The organism is Achromobacter sp. UBA2119, from assembly GCF_002331005.1.
GTDB classification, from domain to species: domain Bacteria; phylum Pseudomonadota; class Gammaproteobacteria; order Burkholderiales; family Burkholderiaceae_B; genus Achromobacter; species Achromobacter animicus.
Map to the genome: position 1 here is coordinate 111,715 of NZ_DCYD01000009.1, position 16,337 is coordinate 128,051.

General features: G+C 64.0%; 13 protein-coding genes. 5 read left to right on the top strand and 8 right to left on the bottom strand.

Going from position 1 to position 16,337, the window contains the following annotated elements; all coding sequences use genetic code 11:
- Nucleotides 1–2 precede the first annotated feature (2 nt).
- Nucleotides 3–320 carry an NAD(P) transhydrogenase subunit alpha gene (locus tag B3098_RS05720; protein WP_006224972.1) on the top strand — a complete coding sequence of 106 codons (318 nt, stop codon included), beginning with the start codon at nt 3–5 and terminating at the stop codon, nt 318–320.
- Complete coding sequence (locus B3098_RS05725; RefSeq protein WP_286892867.1) at nt 317–1,756, top strand: NAD(P)(+) transhydrogenase (Re/Si-specific) subunit beta; 1,440 nt, start codon at nt 317–319, stop codon at nt 1,754–1,756. The genes B3098_RS05720 and B3098_RS05725 overlap by 4 nt, the downstream gene beginning before the upstream one ends.
- A gap of 27 nt (nt 1,757–1,783) precedes the next feature.
- Here the strand turns inward: B3098_RS05725 and glcF are convergent, their stop codons facing one another.
- From glcF to tldD, 6 genes are all read right to left on the bottom strand, one after another.
- Nucleotides 1,784–3,019: a glycolate oxidase subunit GlcF gene (glcF, locus tag B3098_RS05730; protein ID WP_175138769.1), complete on the bottom strand. Its 1,236-nt coding sequence runs from the start codon at nt 3,017–3,019 to the stop codon at nt 1,784–1,786.
- A 6-nt stretch (nt 3,020–3,025) separates the two neighbouring features.
- On the bottom strand, nt 3,026–4,132 hold the full coding sequence (gene glcE, locus B3098_RS05735; protein WP_279973014.1) for a glycolate oxidase subunit GlcE: 1,107 nt from the start codon (nt 4,130–4,132) through the stop codon (nt 3,026–3,028).
- Between the two features lie 12 nt (nt 4,133–4,144).
- On the bottom strand, nt 4,145–5,644 hold the full coding sequence (locus B3098_RS05740) for an FAD-linked oxidase C-terminal domain-containing protein (protein WP_175138771.1): 1,500 nt from the start codon (nt 5,642–5,644) through the stop codon (nt 4,145–4,147).
- Nucleotides 5,645–5,825: 181 nt separating this feature from the next.
- Nucleotides 5,826–7,235, bottom strand: a complete 1,410-nt coding sequence (locus B3098_RS05745; protein ID WP_175124621.1) for an FAD-binding oxidoreductase — start codon at nt 7,233–7,235, stop codon at nt 5,826–5,828.
- A 154-nt stretch (nt 7,236–7,389) separates the two neighbouring features.
- Nucleotides 7,390–8,463 carry a 3-deoxy-7-phosphoheptulonate synthase AroG gene (gene aroG / locus B3098_RS05750; protein ID WP_175124622.1) on the bottom strand — a complete coding sequence of 358 codons (1,074 nt, stop codon included), beginning with the start codon at nt 8,461–8,463 and terminating at the stop codon, nt 7,390–7,392.
- A 246-nt stretch (nt 8,464–8,709) separates the two neighbouring features.
- On the bottom strand, nt 8,710–10,170 hold the full coding sequence (gene tldD, locus B3098_RS05755; RefSeq protein WP_175124623.1) for a metalloprotease TldD: 1,461 nt from the start codon (nt 10,168–10,170) through the stop codon (nt 8,710–8,712).
- A 751-nt stretch (nt 10,171–10,921) separates the two neighbouring features.
- On the opposite strand from tldD, the gene B3098_RS05760 reads away from it, so the two are divergent.
- Nucleotides 10,922–11,305, top strand: coding sequence for an H-NS histone family protein (locus B3098_RS05760; RefSeq protein WP_286892875.1), 384 nt, complete (start codon nt 10,922–10,924; stop codon nt 11,303–11,305).
- An 89-nt stretch (nt 11,306–11,394) separates the two neighbouring features.
- Here the strand turns inward: B3098_RS05760 and B3098_RS05765 are convergent, their stop codons facing one another.
- The gene (locus B3098_RS05765; RefSeq protein WP_175124624.1) at nt 11,395–12,030 is read right to left on the bottom strand and encodes a DUF4136 domain-containing protein; all 636 of its coding nucleotides are present in this window, start codon (nt 12,028–12,030) and stop codon (nt 11,395–11,397) included.
- 151 nt (nt 12,031–12,181) lie between these two features.
- Here B3098_RS05765 and pepN point away from each other — a divergent pair, with 151 nt between their 5' ends.
- Together pepN and B3098_RS05775 are read left to right on the top strand one after the other, a co-directional pair.
- Nucleotides 12,182–14,887, top strand: coding sequence for an aminopeptidase N (gene pepN / locus B3098_RS05770; protein WP_286892876.1), 2,706 nt, complete (start codon nt 12,182–12,184; stop codon nt 14,885–14,887).
- A 10-nt stretch (nt 14,888–14,897) separates the two neighbouring features.
- Nucleotides 14,898–15,917 (top strand): class 1 fructose-bisphosphatase, encoded by a 1,020-nt coding sequence (locus tag B3098_RS05775; RefSeq protein WP_175124626.1) that lies wholly within the window; start codon nt 14,898–14,900, stop codon nt 15,915–15,917.
- A gap of 91 nt (nt 15,918–16,008) precedes the next feature.
- Here B3098_RS05775 and B3098_RS05780 read toward each other — a convergent pair whose 3' ends face one another.
- Nucleotides 16,009–16,230 carry a YgdI/YgdR family lipoprotein gene (locus B3098_RS05780; protein ID WP_056567306.1) on the bottom strand — a complete coding sequence of 74 codons (222 nt, stop codon included), beginning with the start codon at nt 16,228–16,230 and terminating at the stop codon, nt 16,009–16,011.
- Nucleotides 16,231–16,337 lie beyond the last annotated feature (107 nt).

Genomic DNA, 16,337 nt, shown 5'->3' on the forward strand with positions numbered 1-16,337 from the left:
CCATGGAAGCGATCAACCCCACCCTGATGAATCTGATCATCTTCGTGCTGGCCATCTATGTGGGCTACCACGTGGTCTGGAACGTCACGCCCGCGCTGCACACGCCGCTCATGGCGGTCACCAATGCCATTTCCGCGATCATCATCGTCGGCGCGATGCTGGCCGCCGCGCTGACCGAAGGCGGACTGGCGCGCGGCATGGGCGTCTTCGCGGTGGCGCTGGCCGCCGTCAACGTTTTTGGCGGTTTTCTCGTGACGCGGCGCATGCTTGAAATGTTCAAGAAGAAGGACCGCAAGCCGGGCAAGGAGGAAGCGAAATGATCTCGCTGAACCTCGTCACCCTGCTCTACCTGATTGCCTCGGTCTGCTTCATCCAGGCGCTCAAGGGCCTGTCGCATCCCACCACCTCGCGCCTGGGCAACGCCTTCGGCATGGCCGGCATGGCGATCGCCGTGGTGACCACCGCGGCGCTCATCATCGGGCTGGCGCGCAGCGGCACGGCCACGATCGGGCTGGGCTGGGTCGTGCTGGGGCTGCTGGTCGGCGGCTCCATCGGTACGCTGATGGCCAAGCGCGTCGAGATGACCAAGATGCCGGAGCTGGTCGCCTTCATGCACAGCATGATCGGCCTGGCGGCGGTCGCGATCGCCGTGGCCGTCGTGGCCGAGCCGCACGCCTTCGGCATTGCGCCGCCCGGCATGGCCATCCCGACCGGCAACCGCTTCGAGCTCTTCATCGGCACGTTCGTGGGCGCCATCACGTTCTCGGGTTCGGTCATCGCCTTCGGCAAGCTGTCCGGCAAATACAAGTTCCGGCTGTTCCAGGGCGCGCCCGTGGTGTTCCCCGGCCAGCACATGCTGAATCTGGCGCTGGCGCTGGCGATGCTGGGTTGCGGCCTCTGGTTCATGCTCACGCAGGAATGGACGCCGTTCATCATCATGACGCTCATCGCCTTCGTGCTGGGCGTGCTGATCATCATCCCGATCGGCGGCGCGGACATGCCGGTGGTGGTGTCGATGCTGAACAGCTATTCCGGCTGGGCGGCGGCGGGCATCGGCTTCTCGCTGAACAACCCCATGCTGATCATCGCCGGCTCGCTGGTGGGCTCGTCGGGCGCCATCCTGTCCTACATCATGTGCAAGGCGATGAACCGGTCGTTCTTCAACGTGATCCTGGGCGGCTTTGGCGGGCAAGCGGGCGGCGGCGCGGCGGCAGGCGCTGCGCAGCAGCGCAGCGTCAATTCGGGCAGCCCGGACGACGCGGCGTTCCTGATGACCAACGCCGAAAGCGTCACCATCGTGCCGGGCTACGGCCTGGCTGTCGCGCGGGCCCAGCATGCGCTGAAGGAACTGGCCGAAAAGCTGACCGCGCGGGGCGTGACCGTGAAGTACGCGATCCATCCGGTGGCCGGCCGCATGCCCGGCCACATGAACGTACTGCTGGCCGAGGCCGAAGTGCCTTACGACCAGGTCTTCGAGATGGAAGACATCAACAGCGAGTTCGGCCAGACCGATGTTGTGCTGGTGCTGGGCGCGAACGACGTGGTCAACCCGGCCGCCAAGAACGATCCCAAGTCACCCATCGCCGGCATGCCCATCCTCGAGGCCTACAAGGCGCGCACGGTCATCGTGAACAAGCGCTCCATGGCCTCGGGCTATGCCGGGCTGGACAACGAACTGTTCTACATGGACCGCACGATGATGGTCTTCGGCGACGCCAAGAAGGTGCTCGAAGACATGGTCAAGGCCGTGGAGTAACCGCAACGCCAGGCGCTGCGCGGGCGGCTAGCCCTGCGCAGCGCGGCGCAACTGCTCGTCGACCACTTCGACCCAATGGCGCACCGGCGTATCGGTGCCGCTTTGCAGATGGCCGATGCACCCGATGTTGGCCGACAGGATCACATCGGGACTGCCCACCGCGATGGCGCCCAGCTTGCGGTCACGCAGCTCCAGCGCGATGTCCGGATTCAATACCGAATACGCGCCCGCCGATCCGCAGCACAGATGCTTGTCCGCGAACGGCTGCAGCTCAAATCCCAGATCGACCAGCAATTGCTCTGACAACGGCCGCAGCCCTTGCCAGTGCTGCAACGTGCACGGCGGGTGAAACGATGCCCGCGTGCCGGCCGGCAGGCGCGACCGCAGCATATCGGCGTGCGGCGCGACGATCTCCGCCACGTCCTTCACCAGCGCCACGATGTCGGCGGCTTTCTGCGCATACGCCGGGTCGTGGCGCAGATGGTGCGCGTATTCCTTGACCATGGCGCCGCAGCCCGACGCATTCATGACGATGGCCTCGACCTTGCCGTCCTGCACCAGCGGCCACCACGCGTCGACGTTGGCGCGCATCTGCGCCACGGCTTCGTCCTGCGCGTCCAGGTGGAAACTGACCGCGCCGCAGCAACCGGCGCCCGGCGCGATCCGCGCGCCGATGCCGACCGCATCCAGCACGCGGATGGTGGCGGCGTCGATGGTGGGCATCATGGCCGGCTGCACGCAGCCCGCCAGCATCAGGACCTGGCGATCGTGTCGCGCCACCTGCGGTAGCGGTCCGGCGTCGCGGCGTTCCGGCACCTTGCGCCGCAGGGCCTGGGGCAGGATGCCGCGCAGGCTCTGACCCAGACGCATGGCCGGCGCGAACATCGGCGACAGCATTGCCTTGCGCAGCAACGTGCGCTTGGTCTTGTCGCCCCACGACCGCTCCACGCGCTCGTCCACGATCTTGCGGCCGATGTCGACGAGGTGGCCGTACTCGACGCCGGACGGGCAGGTGGTCTCGCAATTGCGGCAGGTCAGGCAGCGGTCCAGATGCTGCTGCGTGGATTGCGTGGGCTCCTTGCCCTCCAGCACCTGCTTGATGAGATAGATGCGTCCGCGCGGGCTGTCCAGTTCGTCGCCCAGGACCTGATACGTGGGACAGGTGGCCGTGCAAAAACCGCAATGCACGCAGCGGCGCAGAATCGCGTCCGCCTCGTTGCCCAGATCGGTGCCGCTCGCCCAGGATGCCAGATTGGTTTGCATGATGTCCTACAGCTCCAGGACCAGGCGGCCGGGGTTGAAGAGGCCTGCGGGATCGAGTTCCTGCTTCAGCCTGCGGGTGATTGCGCCGACACCCGGCGCAAGCGGATGGAACACGCCATCGGCGGGCGGCGGGGTGTCGGCGGGCCGGAACAGCGTCGCGTGGCCGCCGTGGCGGGCCGCCGTCTCGCGTAGTTCAGCGGCATCGCGCGGACCGCTCAGCCAACGCTGGCCACCGCCCCACTCCACCAGCGTCGGCCCCAGTTCCAGATCGGCGGTGGTTGGCGGCAGGGCCAGCCGCCACAATGGCCGGTCTGGCGCAAAGAAAGGGTGCGTCTGCTCGCGCAACGACCGCCACCATGCGTCGGCCGCATCGGGCGCCAGCACATCGCCGCCGATCAGCGCTCGCGCGCTGGCCAGCGCGGGCGGCGCGCCCGACAGGCGCACCATCGTCATGCCGTCCGCGCCGTCGGCATCGCTTGACCAGCTCGATGCCGAGATCGGCAGCGGCTTGCCGCGCCAGAAGGCAAAGTTGGCCAGTGCCTGCGCCTGCGTCTCGGGCAACGCCAGCGTCATCTCTTCCATCGGCTTGGGCACAACCTTCAGCGACACCTCCAGGATGGCGCCGAAGATGCCGTGCGAGCCGGCCAGGAGGCGCGACACGTCATAGCCCGCCACGTTCTTCATGACCTCGCCGCCGAAGGAAAGGATGCGTCCTTCCGAATCCAGCAGTTGCGCACCGAGCACGAAATCCTTGAGCGCCCCCGCGCTCATGCGGCGCGGGCCCGACAGGCCGGCTGCGACGCAGCCGCCCACGGTGGCGGTGGGCGCGAAGTGCGGCGGCTCGAAGGCCAGCATCTGGCCGTGTTCGGCAAGCGCGGCCTCAAGTTCTTCCAGGGGCGTGCCGGCGCGCACCGTGACGACGAGTTCGGATGGGTGGTAGCTGACGATGCCGCGGTACGGCGTCATATCCAGCAGGCAATGGCCATCCTGCGGCCGCACGGGACGGTAGTTACCGTAGAACCGCTTGCTGCCGCCGCCCATCACGAACAGGGGTTTGTGGCCGGCACGGGCCGTCATGACCTGGTCGCACAATTCCGACAGGACAAAATCCATAAGGGATACGTCCTAGAAACGGGCGAGATCGGGGAAGCGCAGTTCTCCCGCATGGACGTGCATCTTGCCGTATTCGGCGCAGCGTGCCAGCGTGGGGATGACCTTTTCAGGATTCAGCAGGCACGGCGGATCAAAGGCCCGCTTGACTGCCAGGAACGCGTCGAGTTCTTCGCGAGAGAATTGCACGCACATTTGATTTATCTTCTCCATTCCCACACCGTGCTCTCCGGTCACGGTTCCTCCCACTTGCACGCACAGCTCAAGAATGGCCGCACCGAATTTCTCGGCGCGCTCCACCTCGTCCGGCTTATTCGAATCGAACAGGATCAGCGGATGCAGATTGCCGTCGCCGGCATGAAAGACGTTGGCGCATCGCAGGCCGAATTCGTCTTCCATCTGTTCAATGGCGCCCAGTACGCGCGCCAGATGACGGCGCGGTATCGTGCCGTCCATGCAGTAGTAATCGGGCGACACGCGCCCGGCAGCGGGAAACGCGTTCTTGCGCCCCGCCCAGAATTTCAAGCGTTCCGCCTCGGATGCCGACACCTGGCAACGCGTGGCGCCGGCTTGCCGGAACACGGCCTCCATGCGCGCGATCTCGTGCGCCACCTCTTCGGGTGTGCCGTCCGATTCGCATAGCAGGATGGCCTGCGCGTCCATGTCGTAGCCCGCGCGGACAAACGGCTCCACCATATGCGTGGCACGCCGGTCCATCATTTCAAGACCCGCCGGAATCATGCCTGCCGCGATCACCTGCGTGACCGCATTGCCTGCCGCCTCGACGCTGGAAAAACTGGCCATGACGACCTGTTGGCAGGCCGGCTTCGGGATGAGCTTGACGGTCACTTCGGTGACGACGCCCAGCATGCCCTCGGACCCGACGAACACGGACAACAGGTCCAGTCCGGGCGCGTCCGGCGCGTGCGATCCCAGTTCGACCACGTCGCCGTCAATCGTGACCACGCGCACGCGCAGCACGTTGTGCACGGTCAGGCCGTATTTCAGGCAATGTACGCCGCCAGAGTTTTCCGCGACGTTGCCGCCAATGGAGCACGCGATCTGGCTCGATGGGTCCGGCGCGTAGTACAGCCCATACGGCGACACGGCTTCGGAGATAGCAAGATTGCGCACGCCCGGCTCGACGATGGCGGTCGTGCTGGCCAGGTCGATATGCTTGATCCGATTGAATTTGGACAGCCCCAGCAACACGCCCTGGCTGTGCGGCATGGCGCCGCCCGACAATCCCGTTCCGGCGCCGCGCGCAACAATAGGCGCGTTCAGGCGCTTGCAGATGCGCATGATGGCCTGCACCTGCGCTTCCGTTTCAGGCAAGGCAACGACCGCGGGAATCGAGCGGTAAAGGGATAGGCCATCGCATTCGTAAGGACGGGTGTCCTCTTCGCGATAAAGCACACAGTGCGCGGGCAACGCGGCCGACAACGCCTCGATGAGCTGCTGCTGCGAATAAGGCGCCTGCACTTGTGCCAGGCCGGTTTCGACCAGTGAATTCATGAGCGCAACAATAGCGCGTGTGCCCATGTTAATCAGGCCGGGATTTACCCGCACCCGACGCATTTACCGGCATTTGCGGCCAGTTCATACGTAACCGGCCGTAAACCGTGGAGCTGCCTGTCGCGTAAAAGCAGCAGGCGCTGACGGATCGAGGGAGGCGTTTGCAGCCTCCCCCTGTTGATTACCAGGACACGATCTTGCCTGGATTCAGGATGTTGTTCGGGTCAAACGCGTGCTTCAGACTGCGCATCAGATCCAGCGCGTCTTCGCCGTGCTCTTCTGCCATGAACTGCATCTTGTGCAGGCCGACGCCGTGCTCGCCCGTGCAGGTGCCATCGGCAGCGATGGCGCGGCGCACGAGGTTGTGATTGATGGCTTCCGATTCCTGCCATTCCTGCGCGTTGTCAGCGTCCAGCAGCATCAGCACATGGAAGTTGCCGTCGCCCACGTGGCCGACGATCGTGTACGGGAAGCTTGCGCGGTCCAGTTCCTCGACGGTGTCGCGCACGCAGTCGGCCAAACGCGAAATCGGCACGCAGACGTCGGTGGTGCTGGCGCGGCAGCCGGGACGCAACTGCAGGCCCGCAAAATACGCGTTGTGGCGCGCGGTCCAGAGGCGGCTGCGGTCTTCGGGACGCTCGGCCCATTCGAAGTCCATGCCGCCGTGTTCGGCCGTGATGGCCTGCACGGTTTCGGCCTGCTCCTGAACGCCGGCGGGGCTGCCGTGAAACTCAAATACCAGCAGCGGCGTTTCGCGCAGGGTCAGCTTGCTGTGCAGGTTGACGGCACGCACGCTGGCGGCGTCCATGAACTCGACGCGCGCGATCGGCACGCCCATCTGGATGATCTCGATCACGCTCTGCACGGCGGCGTCCAGCGTCGGGAAATTGCAGACGGCGGCGGACACGGCTTCGGGCTGTGGATACAAGCGCACGGTCACTTCGGTGATGATGCCGAGCGTGCCCTCGCTGCCCACGAAAATGCGCGTCAGGTCGTAGCCGGCCGACGACTTGCGGGCGCGGCCCGCGGTGCGGATGATGCGGCCGTCCGCGGTGACGACGGTCAGCGACATGACGTTTTCGCGCATCGTGCCGTAGCGCACGGCGTTGGTGCCCGACGCGCGGGTGGCGGCCATGCCGCCCAGGCTGGCGTCGGCGCCCGGGTCAATCGGAAAGAACAGACCGGTGCTGCGGATCTCTTCATTGAGCTGCTTGCGCAGCACGCCGGCCTGCACCGTGGCGGTGAGGTCTTCGGCGTTGATAGCGAGGACCTTGTTCATCTGCGACAGGTCCAGGCTGATGCCGCCCTGGATCGCAAGAATGTGGCCTTCGAGCGACGAGCCGGCGCCGTACGGGATCAAGGGAACGCGGTGCTCGTTGCACACCTTGGCGACGAATGCGACATCTTCCGTCGAGTGCGCGAAGACCACGGCGTCGGGCAGCATGGCCGGGTAAGGCGATTCGTCGCGGCCATGGTGTTCGCGCACGGCGGCCGATTCCGACAGGCGGTCGCCAAAGTGCGCACGCAAGGCATCCAGACAGGCGGCCGGTACCGCGCGGCGCAACGATTCGGCGTGCAAGGGAGCGTTCATGATCTCGTGGTTTCCCGGGTTCGATAATCCGAATATTCTACGCCGCCTCGCGTGCTGCGCCGCACACCGTCCCAGGCTGACGGTGCGCGGCGTGAATCCCCCTCATTCTCCGGAATCGCTTGCCGGAATCACTTGCCGGATTTACTTGCCGGATTTACTTGCCAGACGTCAGCGCCACGCGGCGGCGTTCGCGCACGGCTTGCGCCAGGCGCTCCAGCACGGCCACTGACGCATCCCAGTCGATGCAGCCGTCGGTAATGCTCTGGCCGTACACCAGCGGCTGCCCCGGCACCATGTCCTGGCGGCCGCCCAGCAGATGGCTTTCGACCATGACGCCGACCAGGCGCGCATCGCCGGCTTCCATCTGGCGCGCCACATCTTCGACGACGAGCGGCTGGTTCTCCGGCTTCTTGCTGCTGTTGGCGTGGCTGGCGTCGACCATGATGCGCTGCGCGAGACCGGCCTTGGACACGTCCTGGCAAGCGGCGTCCACGCTGGCCGCGTCGTAATTCGGCGTCTTGCCGCCGCGCAGGATGACGTGGCAGTCCTCGTTGCCCGCCGTGGACACGATGGCCGAATGGCCGCCCTTGGTCACCGACAGGAAATGGTGCGGCTGCGAGGCCGCCTTGATCGCATCGACGGCGATCTTCACGTTGCCGTCCGTGCCATTCTTGAATCCCACCGGACACGACAGGCCCGACGCCAGCTCGCGGTGCACCTGGCTCTCCGTCGTGCGCGCCCCGATCGCCCCCCAGGAGACCAGATCCGCGATGTACTGCGGCGTAATCATGTCCAGGAACTCGCATCCCGCCGGCAAGCCCATGCTGTTGATGTCCAGCAGCAGTTCGCGGGCGACGCGCACGCCCTTGTTGATGTCGAAGCTGCCGTCCAGGTCGGGATCGTTGATCAGGCCTTTCCAGCCCACGGTCGTGCGCGGCTTCTCGAAGTACACGCGCATCACGATTTCCAGGTCCGCGCTCAGGCGGTCGCGCACGGGCTTCAGACGCTTGGCGTATTCGATGGCGGCGCGCGTGTCGTGAATGGAACACGGACCGATCACGACGATCATGCGATCGTCCATGCCGTGCAGGATGCGGTGCATGCCTTGCCGCGCGGCGAAGACGGTCTCGGACGCCTCCTTGGTGCACGCGAACTCGCGCATCACGTGCGAGGGCGGATTCAGTTCCTTGATTTCTCGAATACGAAGGTCATCGGTGTTGTGCGACACGGTACTGCTCCTGGGTTGCCCGCCACGGCGGCATAAAAAAAGCCGCCAGATTTGCTGGCGGCTTTTTTGGGGGGATTCTGTCCAAACTTCAGATTGAGCGCGTCCCTTCCTCCGCCAGCGGCTTCAGAAAACCAAAAAAATAAAAATAAAAGGCGGGGGACGCGAATTTCATGGGGACCGACTCTAGCACAGTTTTTTGAGGGCGTCACGCCGGATTTTTGCCGGATGCCGCCCCCATTTATGCCATCAGGCCGTGCCGCCGACCGTCAGGCCTTCCATGCGGACCGTCGGCATGCCGACACCGACGGGCACGCTCTGGCCGTCCTTGCCGCAGGTGCCCACGCCAGAGTCCAGCTGCAGGTCGTTGCCGATCATGGTGACGCGGTTCATGGCGTCGGGGCCATTGCCGATGAGCGTGGCGCCCTTGACCGGATACGTAACCTTGCCGTCTTCGATCATGTAGGCCTCGGAGGCCGAGAACACAAACTTGCCGTTGGTGATGTCGACCTGGCCGCCGCCAAAGTTGACGGCATACAGGCCCCGCTTGACCGAAGCCACGATTTCGTCGGCGGGCTTGTCGCCGGCCAGCATGTACGTGTTGGTCATGCGCGGCATGGGCAGGTGCGCGAAGGACTCGCGGCGGCCGTTGCCGGTGGCGGCGGTCTTCATCAGGCGCGCATTCAGCGTGTCCTGCATGTAGCCTCGCAGAATGCCGTCTTCGATCAGGACGTTGCGTTGCGTGGCATTGCCTTCGTCGTCAATGTTGAGCGAACCGCGGCGGTCGGGAATCGTGCCGTCGTCGATCACGGTGACGCCCTTGGACGCCACGCGCTCGCCGATGCGTCCGGAGAACACGCTGGAGCCCTTGCGGTTGAAGTCGCCTTCCAGGCCATGGCCGACGGCTTCGTGCAGCAGGATGCCAGGCCAGCCCGAGCCCAGGACAACCGTCATTTCGCCGGCCGGTGCGGGACGCGCCTCGAGGTTGACCATGGCTTCGTGCACCGCGCGCTCGACATAGCCCTGCAGCATCTCGTCGGTGAAGTAGGCCAGGCCCAACCGGCCACCGCCGCCGGCGTGACCCATTTCGCGACGGCCGTTGCGTTCGGCAATCACGGTGAGCGACAGGCGCACCAGGGGACGCACGTCTGCGGCCAGGCGGCCGTCGCTGCCCGCGACCAGCACCACGTCATATTCCGCGCCCAGTCCGGCCATGACCTGGATCACGTGGGGATCGCGCGCCCGCGCCATGCGCTCGATGCGCTCGAGCAGTGCGACCTTTTCGGGCGCGCTGAGGCTGGCGACGGGGTCGATGTCCGCATACAGGCTACGGCCCATCTCGGCCTCGACGTGAGCGGCGACCTTGACCTTGCCGGCGCCGCGGCGCGCGATGCCGCGCACGGCGTGCGCCGACGACAGCAGCGCGTCGGGCGACAGGGAATCCGAATAGGCGAATGCGGTCTTTTCCCCGCTGACAGCCCGGACACCCACGCCCTGGCTGATGGAGAAACTGCCCGTCTTCACAATCCCTTCTTCAAGACTCCAGCCTTCGCTGCGCGTGTACTGGAAATACAGGTCGGCGTAATCGACCTTGTGGGTGAAGATTTCACCCAGTGCCCGCGCCATGTCCGCTTCGGTCAGACCCCATGGGTCTAGCAGAAGGGATTTGGCGGTGGCCAGGGAAGCAATGGCGGGATCGATGATTTTCATAGGCTCAGTTCAGGAACGGCACCGGGGCCGCGCATGCGCGTCATGGCGCTCAAGACCGTATCGTACCGCCGACAAGGACCCGGCGTCGCGCCGGACACCAAAAGTCGCGGTGCGCCGTGGTGGCAAATGCGGCACGCCATGCGGGACAAAATGATCTCGCATTATCTTGCCCATACGGATGGGGGCGGCATACTGGGCATCAAGTTAAGTATCAAGTTAAGCAATTACACCGGGACCGCATTGCCTATCAGACGATTTCGATCTTGTCGTACGACCTGACAACAAAATGAAATCCGAGGGACGGAACACCGTTGTTCCAGGGGTATACCAACGCAGGGGGGGTCACAAAGCCATAATGTATAACGCGTGCGTTGGCGACAAATTCAGCCCGCATCGAGCGCTCGGTTATTGACGCGAGACTCGCCTTGAAAGTTCCACCGCGCCGCCTTGCCGGCTGCCGATTTCGTTAGCCAGCAAGCCATTCTCGGGGTTGTCGGACAATCAATCGTTCCCAATGCAAACCCGTTAGCCAAGCAGCCGCTTGTTTCAGTTTGTCCCAAATTTAAGATATTGCTTCCTATGTTGTGAAAATTGCGGCGACCCGCAAGCGATAAGCCTTCCCGCGCTTTTGATACAAAGTAATTAGTCTGAGAATGACGATACCCCGGCTTAAATTCTGTATTATGCGAAGCACAACAAATAAACATAACTTCGCCGGCGATTAAAGCAGTTCCATAATCAGGAATAAACCATGGCCCGAGAAACCTACGCAGCTCTGCAAGCAAAGATCGAAAAGGAAATCAACAAGCTCCAAAAGAAGGCCGAAGTCCTCCAGACGAAGCGCCGCAAGCCGGTGATCACGTCCATCATCACGTCGATGCGCGAGTACGACATCACGCCTGAAGAAATCATCGCCGCGTACGGCGCCGGCAAGCCCGCCCGCGCTGCCACGGGTGGCCGCCGTAAGGCCGGCGCCCCCGCCCGCGCAAGCGGCGCCGCGAAGCGCGCGGTGGCGCCCAAGTATCGCCACCCGCAAACCGGAGAAACTTGGAGCGGCCGCGGCAAGGCGCCGCGCTGGCTCGCTGCCGAAGAAGCCGGCGGCGCAACCCGCGAGAGTTTTCTTATCAAGGAATAAAACCTATTGCTCAGTAAGAAATAAAAACGGCGCACCATCATGGTGCGCCGTTTTTATTTTAGGAAACCACCGCCAAGAACCTTCCCGGCTCAACGCGCGGGGAATTGAATCTCTCGTTCAGCGCCGTTATTGCCGGGGAAATTGTCGAATATGGCGCGCACCAGATAGGGCATGGTGCGAAGCAAATCATCGCGCTCGCTCAATATGAAGGCGGTCGAACGGTATACCTCGGCACCGCCCTGCTGGGTATCCCGTATGAAGAGCGACAGCGAATTGCGCTGGACCACCATGGGCACGTCGACCCAGTCCGGGCCCCAGAAACCCGCGCCCATGCCCCATGGTCCTGGCCCATAGAAACCGCCATAGCCGCCATAGAAATACGGATCGTACGGACGGCGCACCATCACCTGCGTCTGTGTGGTGCCATAACGGAACGACACCTCGAAGCGGGCCTTTACGCCTTGGCGGGCTTCGACCAGACCCGTAGCGCCGATACCCGCGCGCACCATGTCCTGGAACGACTGATATTCCAGATTATTGATTTGAGATGGGTCGGCGGGAACAAACTGATAGGTCTGGCCTTCGACAGCCGCCGGCCATTGCTGAAACGACGTCACGCGGGCCGAGACGGTCGGCGCGGCGCAGCCCGTCAACGTCATCGCCCCCAGGACGGCAAGAATACCGGCCCACCGGCCAAGACTGCTGAACCAAGACGACCTGGACATTTGCAACTCCTTCAGCGCACGACGGCGCCATCATAACGAGCTTTGACATAAGCGCTTGCCAAAAGTTTTCAGGCTAGCCCGTAAGCCCAAGGGTCCGCTCATCGGCCAGCCACTACAATAGCCTTCTTGTTCATACTGGACTGCAAATCCCATGCGCACCGACACGCCCGTTACCGTTTACCGCAAGGATTACCAGCCCTACCCCTACGAAATTCCCGAAGTCGCCCTCGCCTTCGACCTCGCCCCCGACGCGACCGAAGTGCGCTGCACGATGCACGTGCAGCGCAGGCCTGAAGCCAGCGCCGACGCCGCCCTGATCCTGGACGGAGAAGAGTTGGAACTCGTGTCGGTAGGCGTGAATGGCGAGCCGCTGCCCGCCGCCAGCTACCAGCTGTCCGAGCACACCCTTACGCTGCGTGGCCTGCCTGCCGACGCCACGGTTCAAATCGTCAGCCGCTGCAAGCCGTCCGCCAATTCCACCCTGATGGGTTTGTACGTGTCGGGCGGCAATTTCTTCACGCAATGCGAGGCCGAAGGCTTCCGCCGCATTACGTGGTTTGCTGACCGCCCCGACGTCATGTCGCGTTATCGCGTGACGCTGCGCGCGCAGCCCGAGTATCCCGTGCTGCTGTCCAACGGCAACCTGATCGCCTCGCGCCAGCTGCCCGACGGCCGCAACGAGGTCGAATGGGAAGATCCGTTCCCCAAGCCCTGCTATCTGTTCGCGCTGGTGGCGGGCAACCTCACGCATCGCGAAACCACGGTCAAAACGGTCAGTGGCCGCGATGTGCTGCTGCAGGTCTACAGCGACCCCGGCTCCGAAACCAAGACCGAATGGGCGCTGGATTCGCTGGTGCGTTCGCTGCGCTGGGACGAAAGCCGTTTCGGGCTTGAACTGGACCTGGACCGCTTCATGATCGTGGCCGTCCATGACTTCAATATGGGAGCCATGGAAAACAAAGGCCTGAATATCTTCAACGCGGCTTACGTGCTGGCCGATCCGCAGACGGCCACCGACGCGAACTACGAAGGTATCGAATCGGTCATCGGGCATGAATACTTCCACAACTGGACCGGCAACCGCGTCACTTGCCGCGACTGGTTCCAACTGAGCCTGAAGGAAGGCCTGACGGTTTTCCGGGATCAGGAGTTCAGCGCCGACATGATGGCTCGCGACATGGACGCCGCAGCCGCGGCCAGCGCGCGCGCCGTCAAGCGCATCGATGACGTCGTGGCGCTGCGCGCCGCGCAGTTCCCCGAAGACGCCGGCCCCATGGCGCATCCGATCCGTCCGGAAAGCTACCAGGAGATCGGCAACTTCTACACGGCCACCGTGTATGAAAAAGGCGCAGAGGTCATCCGCATGCAGCACACGCTGCTGGGCGAAACCGGCTTCCGCGCGGGCATGGACGAATACTTCCGCCGCCACGACGGCCAGGCCGTCACGTGCGACGATTTCGTCGCCGCTATGGAATCGGTTTACGTCAAGCAGCATCCCGGCCGCGACCTGTCAGTGTTTCGCCGCTGGTACCGGCAGGCCGGCACGCCCCGCGTTTCGGTCAGGCTCGATCACGACGCCGCCGCGCGCCGTTGCACCGTGACACTTACCCAGTCGTGCCCGCCCGTCGGCGTCGAAAAGAAGGCCGGCCCCGACTACGTCAAAGCGCCCTTCCACATTCCCTTTGCGATCGGCCTGCTGGACCGCGATGGCAACGCGCTGCCGCTGCGCCACGAGGGCGCCGTCGTGGACACCGCACTGCTGGAACTGACCACGCAAAGCCAGCAATGGGTGTTCGAAGATATCGCCGAACGGCCCGTGCCTTCGCTGCTGCGCGACTTCTCCGCGCCGGTCATCGTGGATTACGACTGGTCCAACGAGGAACTGGCGCTGCTGTCCGCACACGACGGCAATCCGTTTGCGCGCTGGGAAGCCGGCCAGGAACTGGCCACCCGCCAGATTCTGGCGCTGGCGGACGCCCGCCAGGCGGGCCGTACGCTGCAGGCCGAGGCGGCTTTCATCGACGCCTGGCGCGCGTTGCTCACCGATCCCGCACTGGATGCCGCCTACCGTGCGCGCGCCTTGGCGCTGCCGTCGGAAAAGACACTCGCCGAACGCATGCAGCAGGTGGATCCGCCCGCTCTGGCCGTGGCACGCGACTTCCTGCGCGCCGAACTGGGCCGTCAACTCCAGGCCGAGTTCCGCCGCGCCTTCGACGAGAACCAGACGCCGGGCGAGTACAGCCCTGCCCCGATTCCCGCCGGCATGCGCGCCCTGAAGAATCTGTCGCTCAGCCACCTGATGGCGGCCGGCGAGCCCGAAGCCCAGCGCCTGGCCGAACAGCAGTACGCCAATGCGGGCAACATGACCGACAGCATGGCCGCGCTGACTGCCCTGATCAATTTCGGACAAGGCGACTTCCCGCAGCAGGCGCTGGCCGCTTTCTATACGAAATGGAGCGCCAATCCGCTGGTGGTGGACAAGTGGTTCGCGTTGCAGGCGGCCGCCCGCTCGACAACCGTGCAGACCGCCCGCGAGCTGATGAAGCACCCGGCCTTCACGCTGCGCAACCCCAATCGCGCCCGCGCGCTGATTTTCCAGTTCTGCCTCAACAATGCCCGCGGCATGCACCATCCGGACGGCTCGGGCTATGCCTTCTGGGCCGAGCAGGTGCTGGCGCTGGACGCGCTGAACCCGGAAATCGCCGCGCGCCTGGCGCGTGCGCTGGACAACTGGTCGCGCTTCGTCCCCACGCTGCGCGTGCCCATGCAGGCCGCGCTTGAAAAAGTGCGCCAGCACGACGGCCTGTCGCGCAACGTGCAGGAAATCGTATCCAAGGCTTTAGAATTCGCCGCATAGGGAGATCCTTTTGAAACGTAAAACACTGACTCAATACCTGGTGGAGCAGCAACGCTCCGCCCAAGCCCTGGCGCCGGAAGTCCGGCTGCTCATCGAAGTCGTGGCGCGCGCCTGCAAGGCCATCAGCCATGCGGTCAGCAAGGGCGCGCTGGGCGGCGTGCTTGGCAGCCTGGAAAGCGAAAACGTCCAGGGCGAAGTCCAGAAGAAGCTGGACGTGCTGTCCAACGAGATCCTGCTGGAAGCCAACGAATGGGGCGGCCACCTGGCGGCCATGGCCTCGGAAGAGATGGAAACCATCCATCTGATCCCGAACCGCTACCCCAAGGGCGAATACCTGCTGCTGTTTGATCCCCTGGATGGCTCGTCGAACATCGACGTGAACGTCTCCATCGGCACCATCTTTTCGGTGCTGCACGCGCCGCATGATGTGTCGGGCGCCCCCGTCTGCGAAGACGACTTCCTGCAGCCGGGCAACAAGCAGGTGGTGGCCGGCTACGCCGTCTACGGTCCCCAGACGATGCTGGTGCTGACCATCGGCAACGGCGTCGTGGGCTTCACGCTGGATCGCGAAATGGGATCGTGGGTGCTGACGCACGAGAACATCCGCGTGCCGGAAGACACCAAGGAATTCGCCATCAACATGTCGAACATGCGGCACTGGGCCCCGCCGGTCAAGCGCTACATCGACGACTGCCTGGCTGGCTCCACCGGCCCGTTGGGCAAGGATTTCAACATGCGCTGGATCGCCTCGATGGTGGCGGACGTGCATCGCATCCTGACCCGCGGCGGCATCTTCATGTACCCGTGGGACGCGCGCGAACCCGGCAAGGCCGGCAAGCTGCGCCTGATGTACGAAGCCAACCCCATGAGCTTCCTGATCGAACAGGCGGGCGGCGCGGCCATCAACGGCACGCAGCGCATCATGGACATCCAGCCTGAAAAGCTGCACCAGCGCGTGAGCGTGATCCTGGGTTCCAAGAACGAAGTCGAACGCGTGGGCCGCTACCACGCCGAGGACGCGGGCAAGTAAACCGCGTCCGTTCGTCGCGCAGCAAAACAAAAGCCCCGGCCATGACAGCCGGGGCTTTTGCTTGGTGCAGACACTAAAGAGTCAGGCTGGCTTACTTGACCTCTTCGATCGACTTCACGTCGTCCTTGTTGATCTGAACCTTCTTGCCGTTCTGTTCGTATTCATACATGCCCGACTTCTTGTCGTATTCGGGCTCGTCGGGCGCTACGGTCGAAGATCCGTCGCGTTGGTTGATAACCGAAGGCGACGAGCATCCGGCCAGTACTCCAACGCCGGTCATCACCAGGGCCAACGTCATGGTCTTCAGGTTCATGGTCGTGTTCTCCGAGTGTTGAATAGTGATTTCACTCTAGCCGAATCGACCCCCGAAATCGTGTCCGGTTGTGCGCAAAATGCTTAAGAACGTAATCGGACCTGGCC